Genomic DNA, 22,048 nt, shown 5'->3' with positions numbered 1-22,048 from the left:
GGTTGTCTCGGTGCGCGTGTCAGCGCGGCCCGGCGGTCTCGGTGAGCAGGCCGAGGCGGTGGGCCAGGGCGGCGGCCTCCACCCGGTTGGTCACGCCCAGTTTCGCGATGATCCGGGAGACGTGCACGCTCGCCGTCTTCGGGGAGATGAACAACCGCTCGGCGATCCGGCTGTTGCTGTGCCCCTCGGCGACCAACCGCAGCACCTCCCGCTCTCGGGCGGTCAGCAGGTTCGCGCCGGCCCCGCCCCCGGCCGCACCGCGCAGGCCGACCCGCCGCGCCAGGGTGGCAGCCGCCTCGACCAGTGGCGTCGCACCCAGCCGCCGGGCGATCTCGGTGGCCTCGGTGAGAGCCGCCGCCGTCTCGTCGCGTTCCCCGGCGGCGGCGGTCGCCTCGGCCAGCGCCAGCAGCGCCCGGCCCAGCGGGTAGGGCTGCCCGTCGGCCCGCCACGCGCCGACCGCCGTACGCCAGGCCGGCAGCGCCTGGTCGCCGACCGCGAGCAGCGCGGCGACCTGGGCGGCGTGCGCACGGGCCGCCGGGTGCCGCGCCGGCAGGTTGGTGGCGAGCGCCGCCACGGCGGCTGCCAGCTCCCGATCACTTACCCGGGCTGCGGTACGTGCGGCGGCGCTGAGCACCGGCCAACCCTCTCGGGGCAGCTGCGGCAGGCTCTCGTCAGCCACCGCGACGCGGGCCGCGCGTACCGCCTCGACCTTGTCGTCCGCGGCCAGCGCCGCCTCGATCGCCAGTTCGTGCAGGGGCAGGCGGTGGTTCGGCCACAGGTACGGCCGACCGAGGAAGGTGAGCGCCCGGTCGACCAGCTCGTCGGCGCCCGGGTGGGCGCGGGCCAGCCGCAGCCCGGCGCCCAGTTGGAGCCAGTGCAGTCCGGTGACACCGGAGAGGTCGATCCGGGCGGCTTCCGCGCACACCGCCTCGGCCTCGTCCCACCGGCCCAGCGCGATCAGCGCCTCGGCCCGGTTGGAGAGCAGGTACGCCCCGGTGGAGCGGCTGATCCCCACCCGTCGCGCCTCGGTCGCGCCCGCCTCGGCGGCCTGCGCGGACTCGGCGTAGCGGCCCAACTCGCAGAGCATGTCCGACTCGAACACCAAGGCGGCCACCAGTGTCGGCGCATCCCCCGTCGCACGGGCAGCGGCGGCGGCCCGGCCCAGCTCGGCCAAGCCTCCGGTCCGGTCCCGCTCGCCGTGGCAGAGCAGCGCGATCCGCGTCGACAGCAGAGCCACGTTCACGCCGAGCGCCTCGGCGTCGGTGGCGGCCTCGGCTGCCACCCGGGCGGCCTTCTCCGGGTCGATCTTGACCAGGTGGGTGGCGATGTCGGCGAGCAGCCGGACCCGCTCCGCGCCGCGCGGGCCACCGGCCGCCAGCCGGTACGCCTCATCCAGCTCAGGGCTGCCGTCGCTCTTGCCGAGCAGGGCCAGCAGTCGGCCCCGCTGGTCCAGCAGGCGGGCGGCGCGCAAAGGTGCGGCGTCGGCGTCCACCTCGGCCAGCCCGGCCCGGGTCAGGGTGCTGGCCCGACTGAAGTCGCCGGCGGTGACCGCGGCGTCCAGGGTCTGCTCCAGCAACGCCAGGTGGTCCATGCCGAGCAGGTCGGCGGCGTCCGGCACCAGCTCCCACAACTCCAACGCCCGCTCCAGCAGTCGGCGCTGCTCGGCGTACGCGTACCTGTCGGCGGCGGCAGCCGCGGCGGCTCGTGCGGCGACGAGGGCACGCGGGTGGTCGTGCGCGGCGTACCAGTGGTGGGCGATCTCGGCCGGGGCCCGGCCGACGGCGACCAGGTGCGGCTGGGCCTCGATGGCGGCGGCGAAGCGGGCGTGCAGCCGGGCGTGCTCACCTGGCAGCAACTCGTCGTGGACGGCCTCGCGGACCAGCGCGTGCCGGAACTCGTAGTCACCGTCCCGGTCGGCCACCACCAACTGGGCGGCGACGGCGGCGCGCAACGCGTCCTCCAGCTCGGCCTCGGGCAACCCGGCGACCTCGGCGAGCAGGTCGTGGGCGAAACGGGTGCCGCCGGCGGCCGCGATCCGCAACACCCGCTGGGCCGGCTCGGGGAGCCGGTCCACCCGGGCCAGCAGCAGGTCACGCAGCGTCTCGGGGAGCGCCGCGCAGCCGATCGGGTCACCGGCGACTGTCAACTCCTCGATGAAGAAGGGGTTGCCCTGGGTGCGGTCGTGCACATCGTCGACGGCGCGGGCGAGCGGCTCGGCGCCGAGCAGGTCGGCGAGGATCGCGGCGGTGCCGTCGCGGTCCAGGCGGCCCAGCTCGACCCGCTCCACACCCCGGGCCCGGTCCAGTTCGGCGAGGAACGGGCGCAGCGGGTGCCCACGCTGCAACTCGTCGGTGCGATAGGTGCAGACCAGCAGCAACCGGCCCGGCCTCGCCGCCCGCACGAGGAACCCGATGAGGTCGCGGGTGGAACGGTCGGCCCAGTGCAGGTCCTCGATGATCAGGACCAGCGGGCAAGCGTCGGCCAGCCGCTGGAACAGCTCGGCGACCAGGTCGAACAGGTAACCGCGCGGAGCGTCGCTGAGTGCGACGGAACGCGGTGCGGCAAGCGTCGCGGAGGCACGGCCCAGCTCCGGCAGGAGCGGGGCGAACTCCGCCTCGTAGCCGGCGAAGACCTCGGGGCCGTCGGCGCGGAGCACCGCGCGCAACGCGGCGGCGAACGGCGCGAACGGCAGGCCCGCCTCGCCCAACTCCAGGCACTGCCCGACGAGCACCCGCGCCGCGCCGTCGGTGGCCCAGCCGGCGAACTCCTCCAGCAGCCGGGTCTTACCCACGCCCGCCTCGCCGCCGACCAGCACGGTGGTCGGCTCCCCGGCCCGCGCCCGACCCAGCGCGTCCCGCAGCGCCACGGTCTCGCGGTGGCGCCCGACGAGGACGGAGCTGGCGGCGCGTACGGTCACGTGCTCGAGCATGCCATGACGGCCCGCTGCGCCGGCCCCGCCGATCGGCCGGTGGCCGGGCGGCGGGGTCGGCTCGGGTCGAGTGACCGGCCCGGCGGGCGCGGTGGGCCTGGCAGCCGCCCTGGGCGCGGTGGACGTGGCAGCCGCCCTGGGCCCGGTGGGCCTGGCAGCCGCCCTGGGCGCGGTCACCGGCGGGCGTCGCTGGTGCGACCGGCCTGCCTACGCCGGCCCAACCACCCACGGCTGACGGGACGCGACAGCGACCGGGCGATCCGGTCCGCGGCCGCGTCGGCGCGCAGCTCGGCGGCGTGGGTACGGTGCAGGGTGAGCAGGAAATCTACGTCGTTGCCGAACATGTCGGGCTCCTTCGTCGCGTCGTCGTCTTCTGCTGACGACTCTTCGCGCGAAGGCCCCACCCGGGCATGGGCACGGTGCCTCATCTTCCCCGCCCACAGCCTCCTTACCCAGCCGCTGAGGAGGCGTACGGCGACGTAAGGTACTCAGCTGCCCCGGCACCCGGACGCGGATCAACCGGGCCGGCGGCGACCACTAGACTCTGCGGCATGGCAAAGCCCCAGGAGAAGGTCTCGTTCGGCCAGCGGCTGAAGCAGATCGGGATGGTGTTCCAGTTCACCGCCAAGCAGGACCGGTGGTTCGCGCCGTTGGTCGCCGCGGCGGTGCTGCTCCCGCTCGCGCTCACCGTGGTCGCGGTCATCCTCTGGGGCTGGATCTGGCTGCCGATCGGCATCCTGTTCATCCTGCTCGCGGTGCTGATCGTGCTCAACCTGCGGTCCAACAAGGCGATGATGAACGCCGCCGAGGGGCAGCCCGGGGCAGCGGCGCAGATCATGGAGAACATGCGCGGCGACTGGCGGGTGACCCCGGCGGTCAGCTCGACCACCCAGATGGACATGGTCCACCTGGTGATCGGCCGCCCGGGCGTGATCCTGCTGGCCGAGGGCAACCCGCAGCGGGTGCGCGGCCTGCTCGGCCAGGAGAAGCGGCGGCTGTCCAAGGTGATCGGCTCCGCTCCCCTGCACGACTACGTGATCGGGCAGGAGGAGGGCGAGCTGCCGATCCGCAAGCTCCGGACGACGCTGCTGCGCCTGCCCCGCGCCCTCTCCGGCAAGGACGTCAACTCGCTGGACAAGCGACTCAAGGCGCTCACCGCCCGGCCACAGATGCCCAAGGGCGCGATCCCGAAGAACATGCGGCCGCCAGGCGCCTTCCGCCAGTCGCGGGGCCGCTGACCCCCCAGGTGTACGCGTAGAGAGCCGGACCCACACGGGTCCGGCTCTTTCGCGCGCGGCGTCAGCGCCGCCCACGCCCGACGACCGGGCCCCTCGGGCCTCCGGCCATGATCGTGCTCGATCCTGGATGTGGTGGCCTCGCGCGCGGTGGATGCCACTACATCCTGGATCGAGTGCGATCTTGCGGTTCGGGCGGCCCGGACCGACCTTGCTGGGGTCGGCTCAGCCGCGGGGGGCGTCGACGATTACCGAGTCGGCGAGTCGGTCGTGCAGGCCGCGCCGGTGCTCGTCCATGATCAGGGCGGGGACGACCAGGGCCAGCAGCAGGCCGCGGATCAGCCCTCGGAGCACGCCGATCCGACCGCCGTCATGCCAGTTCACGCAGCGGATCTTGGTGATGTACATGCCCGGCGTCTGGGCGAACAGGCCGAGGAAGATGCCGTAGACCAGCACCAGCACCAGCACCGGCGCCCAGCCGTCGCGAACCGGGTCGGCGAAGAAGTTGGACACCAGCAGACAGAGCACCCAGTCGATGATCAACGCGCCGAACCGCCGACCGAGGCTCGGGGCGGTGAAGGTGGGGTCGGTGGCCGGCGCTGCCGGGGGGTGCGGATTGGTCACAGCGGTCAAGGGTATCCGCGCCGGGATGAGGGCCCGCCGGGTGCCGCCGCACGGTGTGCCGATTCAGGCCAAAGGCATCAGATGTCATTACACTGGCACAGTCGGTACGGCGTTCCTGGCGGGCCGGAGGCGTGGACCGGGGCATCGCTGACCCTCGACGAGGGACGTAACACGGCAGAAACAACGGAGACACGGCCGGGCAACCCCCCGGCCCTAGCGTCGCCAGAAGCCTAGCCACCCCGTGGACGTGCCAGGAGGATGTGTGTTCGCCAATCCCGAGGAACTGCTGCGATACCTCAAGAACGAGGACGTGAAGTTCGTCGACGTTCGTTTCTGTGACCTGCCCGGCGTGATGCAGCACTTCAACCTGCCGGTCGAGTCCGTCAACGACGACCTCTTCACCGACGGCCTCGCGTTCGACGGTTCGTCGATCCGCGGTTTCCAGGCGATCCACGAGTCGGACATGCTCCTGCTCCCGGATGTCGCCACCGCGTTCATCGACCCGTTCCGCGCGCAGAAGACTCTCGCGCTCAACTTCTTCATCCACGACCCGTTCACCCGCGAGGCCTACAGCCGCGACCCGCGCAACGTGGCGAAGAAGGCCGAGGCGTACCTGGCGGCGAGCGGCATCGCCGACACCGCCTACTTCGGCGCCGAGGCGGAGTTCTACATCTTCGACTCGATCCGCCACGAGACCTCGGCGCACCAGTCGTTCTACTACATCGACTCGATCGAGGGCGCCTGGAACACCGGCCGCGAAGAGCCGGGCGGCAACCGCGGCTACAAGACCGCGTACAAGGGCGGCTACTTCCCGGTCCCGCCGGTCGACCACTACGCCGACCTGCGTGACTCGATCGTGCGCCGCCTGGTCGACACCGGCTTCAACGTGGAGCGCTCGCACCACGAGGTGGGCACCGCCGGCCAGTCCGAGATCAACTACCGGTTCTCCACCCTGCTGCACGCCGGTGACCAGCTCCAGCTCTTCAAGTACATCGTGAAGAACGAGGCGTGGGCCAACGGCAAGACCGCGACCTTCATGCCCAAGCCGCTCTTCGGCGACAACGGCTCCGGCATGCACACCCACCAGAGCCTCTGGCTCAACGGTGAGCCGCTGTTCTACGACGAGACCGGCTACGCGGGCCTGTCCGACATGGCCCGCTGGTACATCGGCGGTCTGCTGCACCACGCGCCGTCGCTGCTGGCCTTCACCAACCCGACGATCAACTCGTACCGTCGCCTGGTGCCGGGCTACGAGGCGCCGGTCAACCTGGTCTACTCGCAGCGCAACCGCTCCGCCTGCACCCGCATCCCGGTGACCGGCAGCAACGCCAAGGCCAAGCGCGTCGAGTTCCGCGTCCCGGACCCGTCGGCCAACGTCTACCTGGCCTTCTCGGCCATGATGATGGCCGGCCTGGACGGCATCAAGAGCAAGATGGAGCCGCCGACGCCGATCGACAAGGACCTCTACGACCTCCCGCCGGAGGAGTGGGGCGACGTCAAGCAGGTGCCGGGCTCGCTGCCGGCCGTGCTGGACTCGCTGGAGGCCGACCACGACTACCTGCTCGACGGCGGCGTCTTCACCCCCGACCTGATCTCCACCTGGGTCGACTGGAAGCGCGCGAACGAGGTCGACCCGGTGCGTCTGCGCCCGACCCCGCACGAGTTCGCCATGTACTACGACTGCTGACGCGGTCTGACTGCTGAGCAGTCGCTCGAACACCGGCCGGGCCGGCTCCGCTCATCGCGGAGTCGGCCCGGCTCGCTGTGCGCCGGCCCCCGGCATACCTTCGCGTCCGATATATTGCTCCGGTGGACACACCTCTGCGCGAACCGACCTTCCTGATCCTCACCGCGCTGGCCGCCCAGCCGATGCACGGCTACGGGCTGATCGGTGAGGTCGCCGCCCTCTCCGACAACCGGGTGTCGCTACGCCCCGGAACGCTCTACGGGGCGCTCGACCGGCTGGTCGACGCCGGTCTCGTCGAGGTCGACGGCGAAGAGGTGGTGGACGGCCGTCTGCGCCGCTACTACCGGCTCTCCCCCGGCGGCGAGACCACCCTGACCGCCGAGACCGAGCGGCTGCGCCGCAACGTCGAAGCCGCCACCACCCGACTGTCCAAGCGGACTCGCGCCGCCCTCCCGACCACCCCACGCACGGCCGGAGGGCTGGCATGACCGACCTAGAACAGCGCTACCTTCGGCTGCTGCGCGCGTACCCCGCCGACTACCGGCGCGCCCGCGGCGCTGAAATCGTCGGTACCTACCTCGACCTGGCCGCCCCCGACCAACGCTGGCCGATGCCGGCGGACGCCGCGGACCTGGTGCGCGGCGGCCTCCGCCAGCGGCTGCGGGCCGCGGGCGTCACCGACCTGATCCCCGGGGTACGCCTCGCGGCGCTGCTCGCCCTGGTCACCGCGAGCGCTCTCGCCGGTGTCTGGGGTACGGCCGAACTGCATCCACCGCCCGTGGAGTGGGGCGCCCCCCACGTCGGCCCGTTCGTCTCGCTCGGTGTCGTCGCGTGGGCGGCGTGGCTGCTGGCGGCGGTGGTGCTCGCCGTCGCGCCGAGCCGGTTCGCCCGGTGGGCCATCACCCTCGCGCTCCTGCTCACTGTTGCGCTGCCAGTGGTGGCCGCGGCGTTCGACGTACTCCGACCGCCGCTGATGGTGCTGCTGCCGCAGGTGGTCCTGGGCCTGCTGGGGCTGGCCCTGCCCGACCAACCCGCGCGGGTGATCCGCCTCGCGCCGGCGCTGTCCGCACTGGTGGCGGTGGTGGCGATGGAATTCCTGGTGGGACTGGGCCCGGCTTTCATCTACTACGGCGCTCCCATGCAAGTTTTCCTGCCCACCGTCGGCGGCCTGTTGCTGGTCGTCGCGGCTCTGCTGGCCATGGGCCTGGCGTTGGGCGGCGACGCCCGCGGTGGCTGGGCGCTCGTCATACTGCTCACTCCCGCCGGCTTCCTGGCGGTGCCCGGCCTGGCTGACAGCTTCGGCCCGGCATGGGGCGGCGGCATCACCGTCGCGGAACTGGCCGTGACCGCTGCCGCCGTCGCGCTCGTCGGCCCCGCCGTCCTGCTCCTGGCCGTCCTGTTTCGCTCCCGCCGAGCCCCCACCCCCCAGCCCTCAGGCCAACCCTGCCCCACCTGCGGCGCCCGAGCCTGACCCCACCCCACCCCTCGTCGCCCCGCGCCGCGCCCCGCTCCGCACCCCGCGCCCCGCCCCGCCCCGCCCCGCCCCGCCCCGCCCCGCCCCGCCCCGCCCCGCCCCGAGATCGTGCTCGATCCTGAATGTCAACACTGTTGCGTTATTGCTGTGGTTGGCGGGTCAACCCGTGCTCGATAAGCGGCTCCTGATAGATCAACGCGTGTCGAGCGAGAAAATCGCGCCGATCTTGCAGGTGCGGTGTCAACATGCGTGGAATGCCTGTTGTGTCGCGACAGAAAGTGCAAGATCGCCGAGCAGGGGTGTCCAGATCCGGCGATCATGGAGTTGTGGTGCCTGTTTTGGCCACTCTCGGGCGTTTTGTTGCCCACCACAACTCCATGATCGGCGAGGTGGTGCCGGTTGGCGGCTGGCGAACGGCCGTTCCGCCGAACGCAACGGCGTTGACATCCACGTTCGAGCACGATCTTGGCCGCACCTCGCTGACGATCATGAGATCAGCCGGGCGTTCTGTCTGGATTGTCGCCTGGCGACCTCCTGATCAACGAGGTCGGCGACGGAGCGCTGCGCAGGAGGACAGTCAGGAGCAGGGCGGTCATCGCCAGGGCGCCGGGGGCCTTCGTGACGCGGGCCAGGTTGGTGCCATCGGGCAGGGCGAGGAAGGCTGCCGCCGCGGCGGGCAGCACGAACCACGTCGTACGGGCGGCGGTGAGCGCGAGCAGCGCCAGGGGCCAGGTCGCGTACCAGGGGTGGAAGACCGGGGACAGGACGACCGTGGCGACCAGCGCCAACGCCGCGCCGTGCAGCGCCACCCGGGGACCCGCGCGCTCGTTCCGCCTGCGCAGGGTCTGCCAGGCCCGCCACCAGAGCACCACCAGCACCCCGACGAGCAGCAGCAGCGCGACCGCCCGGACTCCCGGCACCGCCTGCGGGTCCCGGCCGACAAGCGCGCCGGCGTAGTCCACCACGAAGCCCACGGCGGTCGGTGGTGACGTCCACTGCTCGGAGTCGCCGCTGTGGGTCAGCCCGCCCACCCAGCCGAAGCCGAGGCCGGACGCCGCCGAGGTGACCAGCAGCGCGGCGAGCAGCCCCGCGGCCAGCCAACCGCCGTGGCGCAGCAACGCCCGTACCGTGTGGCGGTCAGGCATCCCGGCCAGCACGGCGAACGGCACCACCACCACGGCGGTGGCCTTCACCGTGACCGCCAGCCCGAGCAGCGCTCCGGCCAGCAGCAACGCCGCCGGCCGACCCGGTCGACGGACCACGATCAGCAGCCCACACAGCAGCAGGCCCAGCATCACGGCGTCGTTGTGCGCGCCGGCCACCAGGTGTATGCCGACCAGCGGACCGGCCAGCGCCAACCAGACCGCCCGCCGGGGCGGAATCCCGGCCGCCCGCGCCAGACCGGGCAGGCAGAGCGCGGCCAGCAGCAGCCCGGCCACGGCGATCACACGCAGTGCCACGATGGTGCCGGTGAGCCCACCACCGAGGCCGACGGCGAGCGCCGCGAGCAGGACGAACACCGGCCCGTACGGTGCCGGGGTGTCCCGCCAGATCGGCGCCACCGTGTCCAGCCAGGGGCAGCCCCCCGCCGCCACCCCCACGGTGTACGGGTCGACGCCGTGCGCGTACGTCCAGCCCTGACAGGCGTACGAGTAGACGTCCCGGCTGCCCAGTGGTGGCGCGACAAGCAGCGGCAGTGCCCACAGCCCGGCGGTCACGTACGCCCAACGGGTCGACGACACACTCCCGCGCAGCGACCACCACGCCCCGACCAGCAGTGCGGTGCCGATCAGCCAGCAGGTGAGCGTCGCCGGGCCGTCCGGGGCTCGCCAGATCGACGCGGGTGTCCCGCCCAGCGGGGTGTCGGGCAGCGCCCCGCCGAGGTGCCCGGCCACGGCGAGCAGGACCGCGCCGGCCAGCCCCGCGTACCGGGCAGAGCGCGGGGCCAAGCCCACGATCGGCGCCGAACGCGGGGCCAGGACGGCGCGAGCGGCCGGCGGGGTCGACGCGCCGGGAGTGGTCACCGGCGCACCTTCCCTCAGTCGGCGGCGACCGGTTGACGGGCCGCCCGAGCCGACCGTACCAACCGGATGACCAGCACGATCACCAACAGCGTCATCAGCGGCGCCCCGACCGTCTTGGTGTAGCGAGGCAGCCCGGTGCCGTCGGGCAGCACCAGGAACGACGCGACAAGGGCGACCACGATGAACCATCTGGTCCGCTGGGCGGTGGCCGCCAGCACGAACAGCGGCCACGTCCAGTACCAGGGGTGCACCACGGGGGCGAGCGCGACGGTGAGGGTGAGCGCGAGGCCGGCGTGGTACAGCGGGTCGCGGGTGCGCGCCCGCCACCAGAGCCAGACGAGCAGCACAGCCAGCAGGACCACGGCGATCCCGCGAGTGACCGGCAGCGCGTCGATGTGACCGCCGAACGGCGCGGCGACATACCCGATGGTCTGCCCGACAGCTGTCGACGGGGAGGTCCAGGCGATGGCGGCACCACTCCCGGACAACCCGCCGACCCAACCGAAGTCCAGCCCACCGACGACTGTCACGCCGACCACGGCGGCGACCGTGCCGCCGACCACCCAGCCGCCGTCGCGGACCAGCGTTCGGATCGAGTACGGCCCGGCGGTGGCCGCCAGCGCGGCGAACGGCACCACCACCACGGCGGTCACCTTGATCGCCACCGCGAGTCCGAGGAGCAGACCGCCGGCCAGCAGCATTCCGCGCCGGCCCGGGTGCGCCGTCACCACGGCCAGCCCACCGACCAGCGCGGCGAGCATCAGCACGTCGTTGTGGGAACCACCGATCAGGTGCGTGGCGACCAGGGGGGAACCCAGCGCCAGCCACACCGCCCGCTTCGCCGGCACACCGGCTCGACGCGCCAGCACCGGCAGGGCCCAGGCGGTGAGGATCACACCGACCAGCGACAGCGCGCGGAACAGCACGATGCTGGCGGTCAGCGAACCGGTGGCCTTCACCACGGCGCCCGCGATGAGCACGAACAGCGGCCCGTACGGCGCCGGGGTGTCGCGCCAGATGACCGAGACCGTGTCCAGCCAGGGGCAGGGCAGCGCGGAGACGCCCTGCTCGTACGGGCTGACGCCGCCGACGAGGCTGGCGCCCTGGCAGGCGTACGCGTACACGTCGCGGCTGCCGAAGGGCGGCGCGATCAGCAGCGGCAGCAGCCAGAGCCCGACGGTGACCAGCGCCCACCGCGTCGAGGGTCCCCCGTCACGCAGTGCCCACCAGGCGTATGCCAGCAGGCCGGTGCCGACCACCCAGGCGGCGAGGATCAGCGGGCCGTTGGGCTGCTGCCAGATGCTGACCGGGGTGCTGCGCAGGGGGCCGCTGGGGAACGCGCCGCCGAGGAAGGCGGACAACGCGAGCAGCATCGAGCCGGCCAGACCGGTCCAGCGCGCGAGGTGGGAAGGCACGCCGGACATGCTGCCAGCCTCACGGTGCGCGGCCGACGGCAGGCACGGTCAACAGTGGCGCGTCGGTGCCAGCCCACTTGAGATCGAGTAGTCACCGGCGGCGCGGACCCGCACCTCGGTCCACCCGTCCTCGCCCGGTCGCAGGCAGCCGTCGGGGCCGCTCAACGAGAGCCAACGCGACCAGCGCACCCGCACCGGCACGTCCCCGGGCGTGGCGGTCAGCCGAACGGCGCCACGCTCGGCGGCGACGAGGTGACCCGGGGCGCCGACCAGCGGGGTCGGGTCGACCACGGCGTACATCCGCCAGGTCGCGTCACTCCAGACCTCCCGCAGGTACGGCAGGCCGGCGCGGATCAGCGCGGCCTCGTCGCGGCCCCACCTGTCGGCGGGGGCGTCCGGGGCGAGCACCACGAAGGTCACCGCCTCGTGCCGTAACCACTGCTCGTACGTCTGCGCGCTCAGGCTGCCGTCGTAGAACAGCGCGTTGCGGTCGCTGTCGACCTGGCGTTCCCAGCCCCGGGCCAGTGGCACGGTCGGCGGCAGGTACGCGGACTCCCAGTGGTCGCGCAGCGGCACCACCTCGACCCGGCCGGCCGGCTGCCGCCTGTCGAGTTCCGCGACGAGCGGTTGGTAGAAGCTCTTGGCGCTCTCCGGGGCGCCGGCCCGGGTCACGTCGCTGACCATCACCGGGGACTGCCACCACACGGTCGCGGCGAGCAGCCCGGCCAGCCACGGCCCGGGCAGCGCGGCGTACCCGGCCAGCACGGGCAGGGCGAACAGCATCGGCAGTCGCAGGGCGTTGGACCCGATGGGGCTGGGCACGTAGTACGCCCCGACCAGGAGCAGCACCGTGAGCGCCGCGCCGATGCGCAACACCCGGCGGCGACGCGGCAGCACGACTCCCACCAGCACCGCGAGCGCGACGTTTATGCGCATCGACTCGGCCGAGTACGGCTGGGTGCCGCCGTTGCCGAAGACGAACGCGATCGGGACGAGTGTGACGGCGGGTGCCACGGCCAGGACGAACCCTTCGGCCAGTGGTCGCTCGGCGCGCCAGCCTCCGGGCAGCGGGCGACCCGGCCCGTCGCCGGTACGCAGGGCGGACAGCAGCAACGCCGCGCCGGCCAGCCCGGTGAACAGGCCGGCGACCGGGCTGGCCGCCGTCGCCAGGGCGGCGCAGCCGGCGGCGAGCGTCAACCGGAGCCAGCGCGGTGGGCGTTCCGCGCTGACCGCGCAGAGCGCCAACAGGCCGAACGCCAGCCCGACCGCGAAGGTGATCCGACCGCTCGCCAGGTTGCCGACCAGCACCGCAGCGCCGAGGACGCCGGCCAGCAGCGGCCGGCGGGCCCGGTTGCGGATGAACAGCCAACCCAGCGCGGCCGCGCCGACCACGGCGGCGACCGCCCCCAGTGGACGCACCCCGATCAGCGCGCCCAGGCGGGCCGTGAAGAGGCTGTAGCCGTACTGGTTGACGCCGCCGTACCAGCCGAAGTCGACAGGCGCGGCCCCGTACCGCTCGGTGAACCCGGCACGGGCCACCTGGGCGGCGAGGTCGGTGCCCATCGGCGGCGCGAGGAGGAACGCGACGGCGAGCACCACCGCGACCCCGGTCGCCGTGCCCACGACGCCTAGCCCGCCGAGGCGTGGCCCGGTGGGGCGTAACCCGCTGGGGCGCGGCGACGTGTCAGGCATCGAGGACCCGTTCGGACGCCGCGCGGGAGCGGCGGCCGGTGCGCAGGTACTCGTCGAGGAACTCCCCCGGGTCGTCCCGGCCGAGCAGCCGGGCCACCCCGGCCAACTCCACCCCGTGCCGGGGCAGCTGGTCGCCGGCCCGGCCCCGGACCAGCATCAACGCGTTGCGGACCTGCGCGGCCAGGGCCCAACCGGCGGCCATCTCCGCGGCGTCCGTCGGGTCGATCAGGCCGGCCCGCTCGGCCGCCGCGAGGACGTCGAGGGTACGCGTGCCGCGCAGCGCCGGATTCGCGCCGGCGTGCCGGAGCTGGACGAGTTGCACGGCCCACTCGACGTCGGCCAGCCCACCGCGACCCAGCTTGGTGTGGGTGGCCGGGTCGGCGCCGCGGGGCAGCCGCTCGGTCTCCACCCGAGCCTTGATCCGCCGGATCTCGACGACCTGCTCGCGGGTCAGACCGTCGGCCGGGTAGCGCACCGGCTGGATCATCGCCTCGAACTCGGCGCCCAGGTCGGCGTCACCGCAGACGAACCGGGCGCGCAGCAGTGCCTGCGCCTCCCACACCCGCGACCAGCGGGCGTAGTACTGCGCGTACGCGGCGAGGCTGCGCACCAGCGGGCCCTGGCGGCCCTCCGGCCGCAGGTCGGCGTCGACGCCCAGCGGCGGGTCGGGGGCGGGCACGCCGAGCAGTCGGCGCAACTCCTCGGCTACGGCGTGCGCGGCGGCGCTGGCGGTGCTCTCGCTGCTGCCCGGCGGCGGGTCGTAGACGAAGAGCACGTCGGCGTCGGAGAGGTAGTTCGACTCGTACCCGCCGAGCCGGCCCATGCCGATCACCGCGAACCGCAGCCCTTCCGGTGCCGGCTGGCTGGCCTGGGCGGCCCGCAACGCGGCGGCCAGGGTGGCGTCGGTGACGTCGGCGAGCGCCGTACCGACCACTGTGATGTCGGACAGCTTGGCGGCCGACCGGTTCGCGCCGTCCGGCCGGGTGGGGCTGGGCGCGAGCGCGCCCGCCCGGCAGAGCACGTCGGCGCAGGCCACCCGGACCAGCTCTCGACGTCGCAGCGCGCGCACCGCGCTGGTGGCCTCGACCGGGTCGGTGTGCCGGGCCGCCGCCGCCAGGAACCCCTCCCGCAGCACCTCGGGCGGGCGTGGCGTCAGCTCGTTCTCCTCGGCCAGCAGCCGCAGCGCCTCCGGGTCACGAGCGAGCAGGTCGGCGACGTACCGGGACAGGGCGAGGACCCGGGCCAGCCGACGGGCGACCGGGCCGCCGTCGCGCAGCAGCCGCAGATACCAGGGGGTGCTGCCCAGCTTGTCGGAGACCTTCCGGTAGTTGAGCAGCCCCCGGTCCGGCTCCGGCGCGTCGGCGAACTCGCTGAGCAGCACCGGCAGCAACGTGCGCTGGATGGCCGCCGTGCGACTCACCCCGCCGGTGAGCGCCTGGAGGTGACGCAACGCCCCGGCCGGGTCGGCGAAGCCGAGGATCTCCAGCCGGTTCCTGGCCGCCTCCGGGGTGAGCCGCAACCCGTCGGCCGGCACCCGGGCCACCGACTCCAGCAGCGGCCGGTACAGCAGTTTGGCGTGCAGTCGGCGTACCTCGGTGGCGTGGGTGACCCACTCGGCCCGGAAGCTCTCCACGGCGCTGCGCCCCGGCGCGGCCGTGAAACCCAGCGCGGCGGCGAGCCAGCGCAGCGCGCCCGGCTCGGCGGGCACGGTGTGCGTACGACGCAGGCCCTGTAGTTGCAGCCGGTGCTCGACGCTACGCAGGAAGCGGTAGCCGCGCAGCAGTGCCTCGCCGTCGGCCCGACCGACGTAGCCGCCGGCGACCAGCGCGCGCAGCGCCGGGATGGTGCCGGGCGGGCGCAGCGTCTCGTCGCCGCGACCGTGCACGAGTTGCAGCAACTGGACGGCGAACTCGATGTCGCGCAGCCCGCCGGGACCGCGCTTGATCTCGCGCTCCAACTCCTTCGGCGGGATGTGGTCGATGATCCGGCGGCGCATGGCGCGGACGTCCTCGACCGCCTCGGGCCGTTCGGCCGCCCGCCAGACCAGCGACGCGAGCTGGTCGATCCACTCCTGGGCCAGCGGCAGGTCACCGGCGGCCGGGCGGGCCTTGAGCAGCGCCTGGAACTCCCAGGTGCGCGCCCACCGGCGGTAGTAGGCCAGGTGGCTGGCCAGGGTCCGGACCAGCGGGCCCCGGCTGCCCTCGGGGCGCAGCGCGGCGTCCACCGGCCAGGCGACCAACCCGCAGATGTAGATCAGTCGGGTCGCCACCAGGGTCGCGGCGGGCAGGTCGGCGTCCTCGGCGGCCACGAAGATGACGTCCACGTCGGAGACGTAGTTCAGCTCACCGCCGCCGCACTTGCCCATCGCCACGACCGCCAGCCGGGGCCGCTCGGTCCCCTCGGCCAACTCGGCGACCGCGATCTCGTACGCCGCGGACAGCGTCGCGTCGGCCAACGCCGACAGTGCGGCCATCGTCTGCTCCAGGCCGCGACCGCCGGTCAGGTCGGCCGCCGCGATCCGCAACAACGCCAACCGGTACGCGGTCCGCAGCGCCGCCACCGCGTTGCCGCCGTCGGCCGGCTCCAACCGCCCCTCGGCGGTCGGGGCGAGCCCGTCCGAAGCGGTCCGCAGCGCCTGGTAGTGCTCGGGGTGGGCGACCAGGTGGTCGCCGAGCGCCGCCGACGCACCGAGCACCGCGATCAGCCGCCGCCGCAGCCCGGGATCGTTGTGCAGGTCCGCGAGCAGCGCCGACCCGGTGCCGCCTTCCGTGGCGCGGGCCTCCGTGGCACGGGCCTCCGTGGCACGGGCCTCGGCGCGGCCTTCGGTGGCGCGGCTCTCGGCCTCCACGATGCGGTGCAGCTGGCGTAGCGCCAGGTCCGGGTCGGCGGCCCGGGACAGCGCGGCGAGCAGCTCCGCGGCGGCCTCGTCGACCGGCTCCTGCTCGGCCGGCCGCCACAGCCGCAGCCCGTCCGAGCCGAGCAGGTCCGCGGCGCGCGCGCCGCCGTCGCCCTCGGCAGTGCCGAAGCCGTACCGGGCAAGCCGGCCCGGTGCCCTGGTCGGCCGGCTCATCAGTGCCCGAGCAGCGGCAGGCCGCGCCGCGTCGTGCTGTCGTCCAACTCGCCGAGGGCCAGCGCGGCGAACCGGGCGGTGAACGGTTGCCAGACCTCCTCGACGTCGGCCAGCACCGAGGCGCAGGCCGCGACCACCAGCTCCGGGTCGTAGCCCAGCTCGGCGAGTTGGGTCGAGTCGGTGGCCCAGTCGGCGATCATCGCGGCGTCGCACTCGATGTGGAACTGCAAACCCCACGCCCGGTCACCCAGGCGGAACGCCTGATGCGGATAGCGGGTGGACGCGGCCAGCAGGGTCGCGCCCCGAGGCAGCTCGGTGATCTCGTCGGAGTGCCACTGGAGCACGTCCGGGATCAACGGCACGTACCGGAACAACGGGTCGTTCTCGGCGGCGTCGCGCCGGCCGACCACGCCGGGGCCGATCTCCGGCCCGGACGGGCTGCGCTCCACCAGCCCCGCGTGCGCGGTGGCGAGCAGCTGCGCGCCCAGGCAGACCGCCAGGGTCGGCACCCGGTAGCGCACCGCCTTGCGCAGCAGGCCCTCCACGGCCGGAAACCACAGTGCGCCGGGCGAGCCGTCCGGCAGCGGGTACGCCTGTTGGTCGCCGCCAAGCACGACAAGCGCCGCGTACCCCTCCAGGTCGGCGGGGAGCTCGTCACCGGCGTGCGGGCGAACCACCCGCAGCTCCAGACCAGCCTCGGTCAGCCATTCACCCAGCAGGCGGGCGTCGTCCGTCGGGTCGTTCTCGATCACCAGCGCGGTTGCCACCCGTCGAGGCTATCCGGTACGCCGTGCGGCACCACGCCCCGGCACGGGCCCGCGCGGCCTCCCACCGCCCGTGCGCGGCTCCCGTGCGGCGTCCCGGCTCCCGTGCGCGCGTCCCGGCCACGGCGGGTCGTTAGGCTCTGCGGTTGTGATCAGCGAGGACAGCGTCGCCGTACGCCCGCCCGTGCTGCGCCCAGGTGACACGGTGCTGTTGGTGTCGCCGTCCGGGCCGACGTCGCCGGAGCGGGTGGCCCGGGGCATGGAGTTGCTCACCGGCTGGGGTCTGCGCCCGGTGCCGGCACCGAACGCGTACGCCCGCCACGGCTACCTCGCCGGCACCGACGACCTGCGCGCCGCCGACCTGAACGCGGCCTTTGCCGACCCGGACGTGCGCGGCGTGATCTGCACTCGTGGCGGCTACGGCGCGCAACGGATCGTGGACGCCATCGACATGGCCGCCGTCCGCCGTGACCCGAAGGTGGTGGCCGGCTTCTCGGACATCACAGCCCTGCAGTTCGCGCTGTGGCGGGGCGCCCGCCTGGCCGGAGTGCACGGCCCCGGGGCGGCCTGGCGTGACGAGCGGACGCCGCTGCGGTCCGCCGAGTCCCTGCACGCGGCGCTGATGACGACCGAACCGGTGTCGATCGCCGCGGTCCCCACCGAGGAAACCTTCGACGTACGCGTCCCGGGTCGCGCAACCGGCACCCTGCTCGGCGGCAACCTGTGCATGATCGCCGCGTCGATCGGCACACCGGACCTACCCGACCTGACCGGTGCGGTGCTGTTGATCGAGGACGTGCAGGAGCCGCCGTACAAGGTCGACCGGATGCTCACCCACCTGCTCCGGGCCGGCGCGCTGGACGGACTGGCCGGGGTGGCGGTCGGGCAGTTCACCGACTGCGGCGACGGCTGGGACACCACGATCGTCGACGTCCTGAACGAACGCCTCGGCGACCTGGGCGTACCAGTCCTCGGCGGCCTCCCCATCGGCCACGGCCCCAACCAGCTAACGGTCCCAGTGGGCACAAAAGCCACCCTAGACACCAAAACCGCCACCCTAACCGCAGCCCCCGCAGTCCACTAACCGGCACCCTCCCCCTCCCGACCCGGCCCCGTTGATCATGAAGTTATTGCCACTCGCCACGGCGTGTCGTGGCAATAACTTCATGATCGTCGCCGGGCCGGGCCGGGCCGGGCCGGGCCCGGCCGGGAGGGGGTAGGGGTGGGGTTAGGGGGCTGGGGTTAGGTGGGCTATTGCGCCGAACTCCAGGGCGGCCCAGATGCCGGCCGGGGTGCGGGTGATGCCGTGGGGTTCGGCATTGGGGGTGGGGAGGGCGTAGCCCTCGATCCGTCCGCTTCGATCGATGTGACCGATCCGGTTGGCACCCCACTCGGTGAACCACGCGCCGCCCTCCGAATCGGCGACGATCGCATGTGGACGGGCCGCCCGATCCGGCAGCGGGAACTCGACGATCTCACCGTCCGGGTGGATCCGCCCGAGCTGACCGGCCGCGATCTCCACGAACCAGATGGCGCCGTCGTCGCCGAGGGCGATGCCGACCGGACCCGCCTGCACGGTGGGTAAGGGATACAACGTCACCCTGCCGTCGAGGTCGATCCGACCGATCGCGTTCGCCTGGTTGAGGGTGAACCAGAGAGCCCGATCCGCACCAGCAGTGATCATCGAGGCGAACCCGCCGGTCACCGGCAGCGGGAACGCGGTGTGGGTGCCGTCGGTCTCCACCCGGCCGATCGTGTCGGAGGTCATCCCGGCGTACCAGAGCGCGCCATCGGGCCCGACCGCGATGCCACCCGGTCCGGTGCCGGCCGGCAGGCCGATGGTGCGCTGCTCGCCGTCGACGGTGATCCGACCGATCCGGTCGTCGCCCGAGCGGGTGAACCAGAGCGCCCCGTCCGGCCCGGCCGTAATGATCAACGGGCGGCCACCGGCCGGTTCCAGCGGATAGGTCCGGACCGCGCCGTCGGGCGACAACCGGGCGATCCCGCCGGCATGGGCCAGCGTCAGCCACAGCGCGCCGTCCGGGCCAGGCGTGATGCCGTACGGCCCGGCGCCCGGCTCGGCGAGTGGAATCTCCCGAATTTCGACTGTCATTTCGCGGTGTCCTTCCGTCGGCCGATCGTCCACCTGACCACTCAGCCAGCGACCACACAACCGATTTCGCCCCACCGCCGGTCAGGATTGTCAGCTCGCTGACAGGGTCGCCACGGCTTCCACCCAGACTGCCCGGTCACTGTCGGTCACGACAGCGCAGGATGACCGAACCTCTGGAGGACAGCATGTCCCGCACCATCAGTAGGAAACACCTGCTGGCCGGCCTGGCCACCGCCGGCGTCCTCGGCGTCGGGATCGCGGCCCCGACGATCGCGTTCGCCGCCGACACTCCCACCCCGGCACCGAGCGCCAGCGCCGCCCCCGACGCGGCTCCGGGCACGGCTCCCGGCGCGAAGGCCGACCGGCAGGGCGAGTTCGCCGAGGCGCTCGCCAAGGAACTGGGCGTGCCCACCGACAAGGTGACCGCCGCACTGGAGAAGATCCGCGAGCAGCACCGGCCGACCGACCGCCCACAGCGCCCGTCCGCCGAGGACCGGCAGGCCGCGCTCAAGCAGCGCCTGGACCAGGCGGTCAAGGACGGCAAGCTCACCCAGGAGCAGGCCGACGCCATCACGAAGGCCGTCGAGGCCGGCGTCTTCCCCGGCCCGGGCGGCCACCGCGGACCGGGCAACCACCACGGCGAAGGTACGCCCGGCAAGTAACCGGCGGGCCCGCCCCCGACAGGCACCGGCCGGCCGGGACCGGCCTCAGCACCCCCCGGCCGGCCGGGACCGGCCTCAGCACCCCCCGGCCGGCCGGGACCGGCCTCAGCACCCCCCGGCCGGCCGGAGCCGCCTCAGCACCCCCGGCCGGCCGGAGCCGACCTCAGCCGGCCCCGGTCCGCCCCGTCGTGCCGGCGCCACCCTCGACACACCCCCGGTCCACGCCCCGCTCTGCCCCGTCGTGCCCGGCGCCGCCCTCGACACCGCTCCCCCGCCCGCGCCGATCTTGCAGTTCCGGTCGCCGAGCTGCGCGCAATGCCCCTTATGCCGCGACAGCAAGTGCAAGATCGGCGAGAGGCTACGACCCAACCCCGTCGATCATGGAGTTGTGGTGCCTGATTTGGGACTGCATGGGGGCCTTGTCACCCACCACAAGTCCATGATCGACGAGGCAGCGCCGGGCCAGGCCAACCAGGAGCAGGGATCGGGCCAGCCGGGGCCGGGTATCGGCCCGGCCCCGGTGGGGGTCAGCTCTGTTGGGGCGGGGGCGCGAACACGCCCAGGTGATTGCCGGCCGGGTCGAGTAGGTGGGCCAACGTGAGACCGCTCGGTGCCGTACGCGCTGGCGCCAGCACCCGGCCGCCGGCCGCTTCGGCCCGTCGGCAGGTCTCTGCCACGTCGGCGACTTCGGCGTAGAACACCGCGTAGTTCGGTGACGTCCCGTCGATGGCCCGGATCGCCCCGCCGATCCCGGTGTCGCCACCGGCCCCGGTCACGCGGTAGGACCTGCCGTTGGTCGAGCCCTGCTCCTCGAAGGTCCAGCCGAACAGCTCTCCGTAGAACCGCTCGGCATCCTCGGGTCGGTCGGTGCCGATCTCGAACCAGGTGATGGGCGTGGTGGAGCTGGACATCTACTGCCTCCAGAATTGGTGCCGGCCGTTCGGCCGTCGTCTGGAGCAGTCTCGGGGCCGTTCGCGACAACGTCCTGTCGGTGTTTCCGGATCACCCGGCGGGGTTCCGGCGACGAGACCCACGCGGGCCCGCCGTGCCGAGCCCGTTCAGACCAGGCTCAGCGGGCGAACCCGTTCGTGCGGGATGTCGAGATCTGCCAGGCGTAGCTCCCGGGCCACCACCTCGGGCAGCGCCTGGACCGCGCTGATCCGGTCGGTGCGGAAGCAGCGCAACTCGTCGCGCAGCCGGCACCAGGCGAGCAGATACCAGTGCCGCGCGTTGCCCAGGTAGCCCAGCGGTTCGATCTCCCGGGTCGAGCCGGCGCCGGCGCGGTCGGCGTACCGGATGCGCAGCACCCGCCGCGCGGCGACCGCGTCGGCGACGGTGGCCGGGACGGGCGTGGCCGGCCCGTCGCCGATCAGGTGCACCCGGCCGGCGAGGTGGTGTGCCTCGGCGGCGTCGGCGGCCGGCAGCACCGCCACGAGTTTGCGCAGCGCGGTGGCGGCCGGCCCGGCGAACGGTGTGCCGGTGAGCCGGTGCAGCGCCACGGCCATCGCGACGGCCTCGGCGGCGGTCAGGTTGACCGGCGGCAGGGTGCGGGCGCGGTCCAGGACGTAGCCGCCGGTGCGCCCGGGCTCGGCCCAGATCGGCACCCCGGCTTCCTGCAACGCGCCGAGGTCCCGTTCGATGGTCCGGCTGCTCACCTCGAAGCGCTCGGCCAGCCAGCGAGCGCTGCGCGGGCGTGGCGACACCGCCCGCAGCTCCTCGACCAGCGCGTAGAGACGGTCCGTCCGGTTCATGCCCGCACGCTACGACCGGGGTACGACGCCCTCCAGCGACCGCCCACACAGCGACGCGCACAACCGCCCGCACGGCGACGCAAACAGCCGCCCGCACAGCGACGCAGGCAACCAGCCGGCACGCCTACGCGGGCAACCGCCTCAGGCGATGCAGGCGCAGACGATCAGCGCGGCCCCGAAGTGGGTGGCGGCGCTGACCCGGGCGGCGGGGTGCGGCTCGGGTGAGCAGATGACCTCGCCGAGCTTGCCGGGGGTGAGCAGGTCCAGCACCACGAAGGCCAACGCCATGATCGCCAACCCGACCAGCCCGAAGACCACGGTGGAGGCGAGGCCCCTGCCGAAGTCGCTGTAGCTGGTCAGGATCGCGGTGAAGACGATCCCGGCGATGCCGAGCTGGTTGGCGGCGAGCAGCAACCCCGCGTTGGCGTTGCGCTCGACCCAGATCAGGTCTCGTAGCCGGCCCGGGGTGAGCAGGTCGACGAGCCCGAAGCCGGCGGCCATGAGCCCGACGCCGACGATTCCGAACACGACGCTCTGCCAGGCACCGCTGAGCAGATCCTCCAGCACCGACTGCCTCCCGACTCTCCGCCCGGAGGGTACCGGCGCGG

18 protein-coding genes are annotated in these 22,048 nt (G+C 73.5%); 6 read left to right on the top strand and 12 right to left on the bottom strand.

All coding sequences use genetic code 11. The features are described from left to right. Window positions 1–19 precede the first annotated feature (19 nt). Together ACLQ3B_RS01785 and ACLQ3B_RS01780 are read right to left on the bottom strand one after the other, a co-directional pair. Window positions 20–2,917 (bottom strand): helix-turn-helix transcriptional regulator, encoded by a 2,898-nt coding sequence (locus ACLQ3B_RS01785; RefSeq protein ID WP_425776734.1) that lies wholly within the window; start codon window positions 2,915–2,917, stop codon window positions 20–22. Between the two features lie 185 nt (window positions 2,918–3,102). Continuing rightward, entirely contained in the window at window positions 3,103–3,273 is a 171-nt protein-coding gene (locus ACLQ3B_RS01780; protein ID WP_425776732.1) for a hypothetical protein, read from the bottom strand. Between the two features lie 207 nt (window positions 3,274–3,480). Here ACLQ3B_RS01780 and ACLQ3B_RS01775 point away from each other — a divergent pair, with 207 nt between their 5' ends. Beyond that, entirely contained in the window at window positions 3,481–4,167 is a 687-nt protein-coding gene (locus ACLQ3B_RS01775) for a DUF4191 domain-containing protein (protein WP_124822539.1), read from the top strand. 222 nt (window positions 4,168–4,389) lie between these two features. On the opposite strand, the gene ACLQ3B_RS01770 is transcribed toward ACLQ3B_RS01775, so the two are convergent. Then, entirely contained in the window at window positions 4,390–4,788 is a 399-nt protein-coding gene (locus ACLQ3B_RS01770) for an RDD family protein (RefSeq protein WP_355432875.1), read from the bottom strand. A 262-nt stretch (window positions 4,789–5,050) separates the two neighbouring features. Here ACLQ3B_RS01770 and glnA point away from each other — a divergent pair, with 262 nt between their 5' ends. The 3 genes from glnA to ACLQ3B_RS01755 all read left to right on the top strand — a co-directional run bounded on the left by glnA (window position 5,051) and on the right by ACLQ3B_RS01755 (window position 7,946). Continuing rightward, complete coding sequence (gene glnA, locus ACLQ3B_RS01765) at window positions 5,051–6,475, top strand: type I glutamate--ammonia ligase (protein WP_425776729.1); 1,425 nt, start codon at window positions 5,051–5,053, stop codon at window positions 6,473–6,475. 122 nt (window positions 6,476–6,597) lie between these two features. After that, entirely contained in the window at window positions 6,598–6,963 is a 366-nt protein-coding gene (locus ACLQ3B_RS01760; protein WP_425776728.1) for a PadR family transcriptional regulator, read from the top strand. After that, a complete protein-coding gene (locus ACLQ3B_RS01755) occupies window positions 6,960–7,946 on the top strand; it encodes a hypothetical protein (protein ID WP_425776727.1) in 987 nt (328 codons plus the stop codon). Before ACLQ3B_RS01760 ends, ACLQ3B_RS01755 begins: the two co-directional genes overlap by 4 nt. Window positions 7,947–8,443: 497 nt before the next feature. Here the strand turns inward: ACLQ3B_RS01755 and mptB (ACLQ3B_RS01750) are convergent, their stop codons facing one another. Genes mptB (ACLQ3B_RS01750) through ACLQ3B_RS01730 form a run of 5 tightly spaced genes read right to left on the bottom strand, consistent with a single transcriptional unit; the run spans window position 8,444 to window position 16,917 of the window. Then, a complete protein-coding gene (gene mptB, locus ACLQ3B_RS01750; protein ID WP_425778000.1) occupies window positions 8,444–9,928 on the bottom strand; it encodes a polyprenol phosphomannose-dependent alpha 1,6 mannosyltransferase MptB in 1,485 nt (494 codons plus the stop codon). 59 nt (window positions 9,929–9,987) lie between these two features. After that, entirely contained in the window at window positions 9,988–11,388 is a 1,401-nt protein-coding gene (gene mptB, locus ACLQ3B_RS01745; RefSeq protein WP_425776726.1) for a polyprenol phosphomannose-dependent alpha 1,6 mannosyltransferase MptB, read from the bottom strand. 48 nt (window positions 11,389–11,436) lie between these two features. Continuing rightward, complete coding sequence (locus ACLQ3B_RS01740; RefSeq protein WP_425776724.1) at window positions 11,437–13,080, bottom strand: hypothetical protein; 1,644 nt, start codon at window positions 13,078–13,080, stop codon at window positions 11,437–11,439. Then, window positions 13,073–16,150 carry a bifunctional [glutamine synthetase] adenylyltransferase/[glutamine synthetase]-adenylyl-L-tyrosine phosphorylase gene (locus tag ACLQ3B_RS01735; RefSeq protein WP_425776723.1) on the bottom strand — a complete coding sequence of 1,026 codons (3,078 nt, stop codon included), beginning with the start codon at window positions 16,148–16,150 and terminating at the stop codon, window positions 13,073–13,075. Before ACLQ3B_RS01735 ends, ACLQ3B_RS01740 begins: the two co-directional genes overlap by 8 nt. Further along, window positions 16,150–16,917 (bottom strand): type 1 glutamine amidotransferase, encoded by a 768-nt coding sequence (locus tag ACLQ3B_RS01730; RefSeq protein WP_425776721.1) that lies wholly within the window; start codon window positions 16,915–16,917, stop codon window positions 16,150–16,152. The genes ACLQ3B_RS01735 and ACLQ3B_RS01730 overlap by 1 nt, the downstream gene beginning before the upstream one ends. 145 nt (window positions 16,918–17,062) lie before the next feature. Between ACLQ3B_RS01730 and ACLQ3B_RS01725 the strand changes: the two genes are divergently transcribed. Continuing rightward, window positions 17,063–17,998 carry a S66 peptidase family protein gene (locus tag ACLQ3B_RS01725; protein WP_425776720.1) on the top strand — a complete coding sequence of 312 codons (936 nt, stop codon included), beginning with the start codon at window positions 17,063–17,065 and terminating at the stop codon, window positions 17,996–17,998. 144 nt (window positions 17,999–18,142) lie between these two features. On the opposite strand, the gene ACLQ3B_RS01720 is transcribed toward ACLQ3B_RS01725, so the two are convergent. Beyond that, window positions 18,143–19,027: a virginiamycin B lyase family protein gene (locus ACLQ3B_RS01720; RefSeq protein WP_425776719.1), complete on the bottom strand. Its 885-nt coding sequence runs from the start codon at window positions 19,025–19,027 to the stop codon at window positions 18,143–18,145. A 185-nt stretch (window positions 19,028–19,212) separates the two neighbouring features. Between ACLQ3B_RS01720 and ACLQ3B_RS01715 the strand changes: the two genes are divergently transcribed. Beyond that, on the top strand, window positions 19,213–19,689 hold the full coding sequence (locus ACLQ3B_RS01715) for a hypothetical protein (RefSeq protein WP_425777999.1): 477 nt from the start codon (window positions 19,213–19,215) through the stop codon (window positions 19,687–19,689). A 527-nt stretch (window positions 19,690–20,216) separates the two neighbouring features. Here ACLQ3B_RS01715 and ACLQ3B_RS01710 read toward each other — a convergent pair. The 3 genes from ACLQ3B_RS01710 to ACLQ3B_RS01700 all read right to left on the bottom strand — a co-directional run bounded on the left by ACLQ3B_RS01710 (window position 20,217) and on the right by ACLQ3B_RS01700 (window position 22,007). Beyond that, entirely contained in the window at window positions 20,217–20,600 is a 384-nt protein-coding gene (locus tag ACLQ3B_RS01710) for a VOC family protein (RefSeq protein ID WP_425776718.1), read from the bottom strand. Between the two features lie 147 nt (window positions 20,601–20,747). Next, entirely contained in the window at window positions 20,748–21,440 is a 693-nt protein-coding gene (locus ACLQ3B_RS01705; RefSeq protein ID WP_425776716.1) for a helix-turn-helix transcriptional regulator, read from the bottom strand. Window positions 21,441–21,581: 141 nt separating this feature from the next. Further along, a complete protein-coding gene (locus ACLQ3B_RS01700) occupies window positions 21,582–22,007 on the bottom strand; it encodes a DUF350 domain-containing protein (RefSeq protein WP_124818273.1) in 426 nt (141 codons plus the stop codon). Window positions 22,008–22,048 lie beyond the last annotated feature (41 nt).

This window comes from Micromonospora sp. DT53 (assembly GCF_049841535.1).
GTDB lineage: Bacteria > Actinomycetota > Actinomycetes > Mycobacteriales > Micromonosporaceae > Micromonospora.
This window is presented reverse-complemented; position numbering and strand designations above follow the sequence as displayed.